Below are 6,530 nucleotides of genomic sequence, written 5' to 3'. Positions count from 1 at the left end.
ACAACTTATTTATCGGCCTCTGGCGGTATTTCCCGTGCTACGTGTTTTGCTGCGTCCGGCGCGGGGGGGCGGGGCCGCGGGGGCGCGTTCCTTGATGCTTTCGCTCAGGCCGCGAGCCGGGCGATGCGCTGCAATCGCCGCAGCGTGGTGTCGTCCTGCAGCGCCTGCTGGAAAAGCGAAATCTCCTGATCGATGCGGTCGCAGAGGGCCTCGGTGTTCCCCTTCAGCAGGCCGCGCGTCTGCAGCAAGGCGGCGACCGGCTTCTTGACGAGTTGTCTTGCCCGGCCGAGAGCCGCCTCCTCGACGGTGCCTCCCGGCACAATCTCCGCGACAAGGCCGAGCGCCCTGGCATCTTCGGCGCGAAGCGTGTCGCCGAGGCAGAAGAAGCGGAAGGCACCGGCATAGCCGAGCTTCTGCGGCGCCAGGATGCTGGTCGCCGCATCCGGCACCAGGCCGAAATCGACGAACGGCACCCTGAACGTGCTCTCATCGGACGCGATCACCATGTCGCAATGGAACAGGATGGTGCAGCCGACACCGACGGCATCGCCATCGACGCAGGCAAGGATGGGCTTGGGAAACGTCGCCAGCGTGCGGAACAGGTCGGTGACGGCGGCAATCAGTTTCTGGTGCTTGGTGGCGTCGAGGAATTCGGAGAAGTCCCCGCCCAGGCAGAAACAGCCTGCCAGGCCGCGCAGCACGACGACGCGAACCTCCTCATTGTCGGCGGCTTCATGGAAGGTCCTTGCCAGGCTTTCATAGGCTCTCCTGTCCAGCACCGGCCGGCCGTCACTCGACGACACGGTGACGACCAGCGTGTGGTTGCGAAGTTCAGGTTGCGGGTGTGTGCTCATGACTGTCTCCGATCTCATGACGCACGCCTTTGCCCGAGCATGTCGGGATATCCCCTGGCCAGCACGGGAGCAAAATGATTGCGGCGCGACCGCACCACATCGAGGGTGTGTTCGTTGAAGGTGAGCAAAGTGGCGACGACCTGCTGGTTGCCATAGGTGCGCTGATAGCCCAGCGGGGTCGCCAGGAAATGCAGTTGCAAGGCGCGCAGCACCCACATCGGCTCGAACTCGATGATCACCTTGTCGACGCCGCGCTTCAGCCCCCACTCGACGAAACCGGCAATCAGTTCGGTGCCGACGGTCGAAACGCCGCGACGGCCGTCACGAAAACCGGGAGCCACCGCGTAGCGGGTCAATTCCCAGATGTTTGGACCCGATGGCGGCGTTCCTTCGGAAAGATCGGTCAAGACCTCGGTCAGCAGATGTGGCCGCGTCGTCGGCAACATCCTCTGATAACCCGCCACTTCACCGCCCCTGATGACGATCTGATGGACCGCCTCGTCGTGATCGAACTGGTCGAGTTCGAGCCCGTCGGGGCGCCTGAGGTCATCCCACCCCATCTCTTCGACGAATATCTTGTAGCGCAACCGATGGACGGCCTCCCAAAGGTCGGGACGCTCCATCAATTCCTGGGTTGTAAGGGAAAAAAGCATTCCGCCGTCTCCTGTGTTCAGAGGAAGATACGGCCGTGCTTTGATGAGAAAATTGCGTGATCGCGTAGGCAAAAATTCCAGGTCGGCACGGCCGACCTAACTAATGTAGCCGCGCCGTATCGCTTCCGCGACGGCCTGCACCCTGTTGACGGCACCTAGTTTGCTTTTGGCGTTAAGAAGATGTTTCTCCGAGGTGTGTTCGGAAATGCCGAGGATTTGCGAAATCTCCCATTCGGACTTGCCGACGGCGGCCCATTGCAGGCATTCGCGCTCGCGCGGCGTCAGCACGATATGATCGATGGTGCTGTTCGCCATGGTGTGGAGTTGCATGGCGCGGCCGACCGCGTAGGTCGAGACCAGCGACACCTGGCCGAATTCGGCGACGGACAATTCCACGGCCTCGCCGCCGAGCGACACCATGACGATCTGGCCGTCGAGCGTGATCAACGGAAAGGCCAATCCATCACGCAGTTTGAAGGCGCCGGCATCGCCCATCACTTCGCCGCTGCTCTTGTCGATGCGGATGCCCTGCGACGCCTCGTGCCACTGGAAGGGCGCCTGCAACTGTTTCATATGGCTGACGACGGGGTCATGATCGACATAGTTGCGCGCGACATAGCGCTCCAGCCACTCTCCCGGCCAATCGCAGAGAAGCACATGCTGCTTTTGCTGGCCGGCCGGCGTGCCTGGCTGCGGTACGGTTCCAGCCATCAGTGCGGTGAGACCGAAATCCGATGTTATGCCCAGCAGCCTTTCACAGACCGCCGCCGCCGTTGCGGCGTGCTGCAGTTGGTCTATGTATTCCAGCGTGCGATCGAACTGACCCATCGCAACATCAACCCCATGTTGCCTCGTGCATTGCGGCCAATGATGCGTGCCTGATTTACACTTCGCCACCGACCACGGATTGCAAATCGCATACTTATTTTGTGGCTTCCCTCACCGAGGCGGCCGGAGCTGATTTGCAAACCGGTTGAATCATATCCTGAAATCGGCGGGTTGAAATCAAAAACCATTGTGCCTGTACCATTTTCGTACCAAAACCGGTGCGAGCACGACTGTGGCGGAGTTTTATCTTGGCGTTCCGGTGGAGATCCTTCGCCTTTGCGATGCTGATCGGATTGCTGTCGTTCGCCGACGGCGCGCGCGCCGCGGCGCCTCAGGTTCCGATGCTGTGGGATGCCAAGGAGCGGCTGCCCAAACCAGACCTTTCGACGCTGCCCCGGCTGAGATTCCTGACCACCACGGACTTCCCGCCCTTCAACTTCCTCGACGGTGCGGGAAAGCTGTCCGGCTTCCATATCGATCTGGCACGCGCCATCTGCGCCGAGCTTGGCATCGTCGAAAAATGCCAGATCCAGGCCCTGCCTTGGGCCGAGCTGGAAGGCGCACTGCGCAAAGGCGAAGGCGAGGCGATCATCGCCGGCATCGCCGCAACACCGGAATCGCGCACGACCTACGCCTTCTCGCGCTCCTATCTACAGTTTCCAGCGCGCTTCATCATGCCGAAGAGCAAGGCACTGACCGAGCCCATCTTTGACAAATTGCTCGGCAAGCGTGTCGGCGTGATATCAGGCTCGGCGCATGAGCGCATGCTGCGCGACTATTTCAGCACGGTTCAGGTCATCCCTTTCGACAGGCCGGAAGACCTCTATGCCGATCTCAAGGCCGGCAAGGTCGACGCCGCCTTCGGCGACGGCATGCGCCTGGCTTTCTGGCTGGGCGGCTCGGACGCGGCGGGCTGCTGCCGCTTTGCCGGCGGGCCCTATCTGGCGCCCGAATATCTGGGCACTGGCATGGCCATCGCCACCAAAGCGGACAATCCGGCGCTGGCCGCCGCGATCGATTACGCGCTGCAGGAAATTTCGATGAAAGGCACGTTCGCGGAATTTTATCTGCGCTACTTTCCGGTCAGTTTTTTCTGATCCGGTTCCGTCAGCTTTGCCGGCCTGAGCTGCATCTCAACGACGCCCGGCCAAGGGCTTTCAGGTCAGCGTGCGCAGCCGCGCTTTGGCCGCGCGGCCTATGGCAGCGACCGTCAGCGTGTCGAGATCGAGCTGCCGACGGATCAGCTGCAGCACCCGCACCTCTTCCATGCGCATTTCGAGGTCGACGGCGGCAACCTCGAAGGCGGCGGCATAGGCGGTGTCGCGCAGCCGCTCAGGCAAGACCTCGGCGACTTCAGCCAGCACGCCCTCCAGCCCATGCTTTTCGTGCAGGCGCTTCTGGCAGTCCTGGGCGACGCCGACAAGCCTGTCGTGGTTGAAGTCCTCGAACACCGGCCAGGAGCGGACGACCTCGCCGATCCGCGCCAGTTCGACATCGGTCATGTCGCGGTCGGAGGCCGAGGTGATGACCATCAGATAGATCAGGGCTTCATGAGGTGTCGGCAATTTTTTCTCCTTGAACCGGGCCTCGAAGTTAGGAACGCCCGTTCTGCACCGCAAGGAAAAAGCGCCGCACGCGTTGACGCTCCGGCGCTGCACGCCTAGAGACCGGTTGAAAACCCCTTGCTGCGGCCCGCCTTCGGGCCGGCAAATGATTTGGAAAACTGTGACATGGCGAGATCAAACATCATCGATCTCAACCCCGAGCTGCTGGCGGCCGCGACCGAAAGCAAGGCGTGGCCCTTCGAGGAAGCCAAAAAGATCATCGAGCGCTACAAAGGCGCCGACTTCCCGCAAACAGTCCTGTTCGAGACCGGCTACGGGCCGTCCGGCCTGCCCCATATCGGCACGTTCGGCGAGGTGGCGCGCACCTCGATGGTGCGCCATGCCTTCCGCGTCCTGACGCAGGACAAGGTCGCGACCAAGCTGCTGTGCTTTTCCGACGATATGGACGGCATGCGCAAGATACCCGATAGCGTGCCGGACCGCGCCGCGCTCGAGCCGCATCTGCACAAGCCGCTGTCGTCGGTCCCCAACCCCTTCGGCGGCGACTATGCCAGCTTCGCCGACCACAACAACGCGATGCTTTGCCGCTTCCTCGACACGTTCGGCTTCGACTATGAGTTTGCCAGCGCGACGCAATACTACAAGGCCGGCCGTTTCGACGCGATGCTCAAGCGCGCCGCCGAACGCTATGAGCAGATCATGGCGGTGATGCTGCCGACGCTCGGGCCCGAGCGGCAGGCGACCTACAGCCCGTTCCTGCCGATCTCGCCGAAGAGCGGCCGGGTGCTTTACGTGCCGATGAAGCATGTCGACGCCAAGGCCGGCACCATCACCTTCGACGACGAGGGCACCGAGACCACGCTTTCGATCACCGGCGGCCGCGTGAAGCTGCAGTGGAAGCCGGATTTCGGCATGCGCTGGGCAGCGCTTGGCGTCGATTTCGAAATGTTCGGCAAGGACCACCAGACCAATGCGGTGGTCTACGACCGCATCTGCAACATTCTGGGCGGACGGGCGCCGGAGCATTTCGTCTACGAACTGTTCCTCGACGAGAACGGCCAGAAGATCTCGAAGTCGAAAGGTAACGGGCTGACCATCGACGAGTGGCTGACCTATGCGCCGACCGAAAGCCTCGGGCTCTACATGTACCAGCGGCCGCGGCAGGCCAAGAAGCTGTATTTCGACGTCATCCCGCGGGCCGTGGACGAATACTATACGTTCCTCGCCGCCTATCCCCGGCAGGACTGGAAGGAACGGCTGGGCAATCCGGTCTGGCACATGCATGATGGCAACCCGCCCGCGATCGACATGCCGGTGCCGTTCTCGCTGCTGCTCAATCTGGTCAGCGCCTCCAACGCGCAGAACAAGGATGTGCTGTGGGGGTTCATCTCGCGCCATACGCAAGGCGTGACGCCGGCGACGCATCCCGAGCTCGACCGGCTGGTCGGCCATGCGATCCGCTATTTCGACGATTTCGTGAAGCCGACGAAAACCTTCCGGCCGGCCGACGAGGTCGAGCGCGAGGCGCTGGCAGCCCTCGACACGGCGCTTGGGGCGCTGCCGGTGGACGCCAGCGGCGAAGCGATCCAGAACGCCTCGCTCAATGTCGCACGCAGGATCGAGCGCTATCAGGATCATTCCAAGCAGAGCCCGGAAGGCGGCCCCGGCGTATCGGGCGCCTTCTTTCAGATGATCTACCAGGTGCTGATCGGTCAGGAGCGCGGCCCGCGCTTCGGCTCGTTCGCAGCACTCTATGGCGTTGCCGAGACACGTGCGCTCATTGAGCGGGCGCTGACTGGTCAGCTGGCTTGAGCACGCCATCGACCTCTTCGAGGATCGAACCCGGCGCCTGAGGCGCCGGGCCTGGCGCGGCCGGCATCGCCGGCATGCCGGACAGATCAGGCGCCGATCCGAAAATGCCCTTCTTCGCCGTGCGCGCCTTGTCGCCTGCCTCGATATAGGGGCCGCCCTTGGCGGCGCGCGCCCAGCCATTTTCGACCAGCCACTGACCGACATCCTGCTTGCCGATCCGGCACTCGGCTGCGATCAGGTCGCGGCCACCCTGCGGCGGCACCGTGCAGACCACCGCGCGGCCGCGCAGGAAGGCGCGGAACGCCGTCCGCGCCCGGACGCCGCACGGCCAGGACTTGCCGTCCTCGCTGCAGGTCTCGTCCTGCCTGACCATGTCGATGCCGGAAACCGCGACCGAATAGCCCTTCGCTTCGATCAGGCCGGCGGCCGGCGCAACCGGCTGGAACAGCTTTGTGCCGTTCCAATCGTCGGGCATTTTCGGCTTGGGCGGCACAGCCAGCGCGAGCTTGCTCAATGGCTCGCGCGGCTCGACCCGTTCAAGCCCGTCGGCGGGCAGTTCCGGCGGCGCGACGATTTCGGGATCGATTGCCCTTGAATGCGGCCCCGGCTTCGGCGGCTGTGGAGCTGCGATGGCTGAGGTGGCCGGCTCCTGCGGCACCGTCCCGGCAGTCTGCTGCGCCATCGTATCGGCGCCCGGATCAAGCTGGTCCACGGCAATGACGCTTTCACTTCCTTTCAACGTGCGACCGCCGGTGACGACCATGGCCGCCATCACAGGGACCATCAGAACCGCCAGCGCATGATGGAGAAGCCGCACC

At 63.2% G+C, this 6,530-nt stretch carries 7 protein-coding genes; 2 read left to right on the top strand and 5 right to left on the bottom strand.

Annotated elements, in window-relative coordinates; genetic code table 11:
* Nucleotides 1–104: 104 nt before the first annotated feature.
* From NKK51_RS23295 to NKK51_RS23285, 3 genes are all read right to left on the bottom strand, one after another.
* Nucleotides 105–854, bottom strand: coding sequence for an enoyl-CoA hydratase-related protein (locus NKK51_RS23295; protein ID WP_013533649.1), 750 nt, complete (start codon nucleotides 852–854; stop codon nucleotides 105–107).
* 14 nt (nucleotides 855–868) lie between these two features.
* Nucleotides 869–1,507, bottom strand: coding sequence for an acyl-homoserine-lactone synthase (locus NKK51_RS23290; protein WP_013533650.1), 639 nt, complete (start codon nucleotides 1,505–1,507; stop codon nucleotides 869–871).
* 96 nt (nucleotides 1,508–1,603) lie between these two features.
* Nucleotides 1,604–2,335: a helix-turn-helix transcriptional regulator gene (locus tag NKK51_RS23285; RefSeq protein WP_023811347.1), complete on the bottom strand. Its 732-nt coding sequence runs from the start codon at nucleotides 2,333–2,335 to the stop codon at nucleotides 1,604–1,606.
* A gap of 248 nt (nucleotides 2,336–2,583) precedes the next feature.
* Between NKK51_RS23285 and NKK51_RS23280 the strand changes: the two genes are divergently transcribed.
* The gene (locus NKK51_RS23280; protein WP_352554716.1) at nucleotides 2,584–3,432 is read left to right on the top strand and encodes an ABC transporter substrate-binding protein; all 849 of its coding nucleotides are present in this window, start codon (nucleotides 2,584–2,586) and stop codon (nucleotides 3,430–3,432) included.
* 60 nt (nucleotides 3,433–3,492) lie between these two features.
* On the opposite strand, the gene NKK51_RS23275 is transcribed toward NKK51_RS23280, so the two are convergent.
* Nucleotides 3,493–3,900, bottom strand: coding sequence for a tellurite resistance TerB family protein (locus tag NKK51_RS23275; protein ID WP_281040482.1), 408 nt, complete (start codon nucleotides 3,898–3,900; stop codon nucleotides 3,493–3,495).
* 165 nt (nucleotides 3,901–4,065) lie between these two features.
* Between NKK51_RS23275 and NKK51_RS23270 the strand changes: the two genes are divergently transcribed.
* Entirely contained in the window at nucleotides 4,066–5,712 is a 1,647-nt protein-coding gene (locus NKK51_RS23270) for a lysine--tRNA ligase (RefSeq protein ID WP_352554715.1), read from the top strand.
* Here the strand turns inward: NKK51_RS23270 and NKK51_RS23265 are convergent.
* The gene (locus NKK51_RS23265; protein ID WP_352554714.1) at nucleotides 5,678–6,529 is read right to left on the bottom strand and encodes a thermonuclease family protein; all 852 of its coding nucleotides are present in this window, start codon (nucleotides 6,527–6,529) and stop codon (nucleotides 5,678–5,680) included. The genes NKK51_RS23270 and NKK51_RS23265 overlap by 35 nt on opposite strands.
* Nucleotide 6,530: the final 1 nt, after the last annotated feature.

Origin of the sequence: Mesorhizobium sp. M0011, from assembly GCF_040324155.1 — a bacterium.
Classification (GTDB): domain Bacteria; phylum Pseudomonadota; class Alphaproteobacteria; order Rhizobiales; family Rhizobiaceae; genus Mesorhizobium.
Note: the sequence above shows the minus strand (reverse complement) of the source record. Positions and strands in the feature narration are given on the sequence as shown.

What these genes read in the sequence shown, in the direction of transcription:
- NKK51_RS23295 (WP_013533649.1), bottom strand. Translation starts at nt 854, where the DNA reads ATGAGCACACACCCGCAACCTGAACTTCGCAACCACACGCTGGTCGTC.
- NKK51_RS23290 (WP_013533650.1), bottom strand. Translation starts at nt 1,507, where the DNA reads ATGCTTTTTTCCCTTACAACCCAGGAATTGATGGAGCGTCCCGACCTT.
- NKK51_RS23285 (WP_023811347.1), bottom strand. Translation starts at nt 2,335, where the DNA reads ATGGGTCAGTTCGATCGCACGCTGGAATACATAGACCAACTGCAGCAC.
- NKK51_RS23270 (WP_352554715.1), top strand. Translation starts at nt 4,066, where the DNA reads ATGGCGAGATCAAACATCATCGATCTCAACCCCGAGCTGCTGGCGGCC.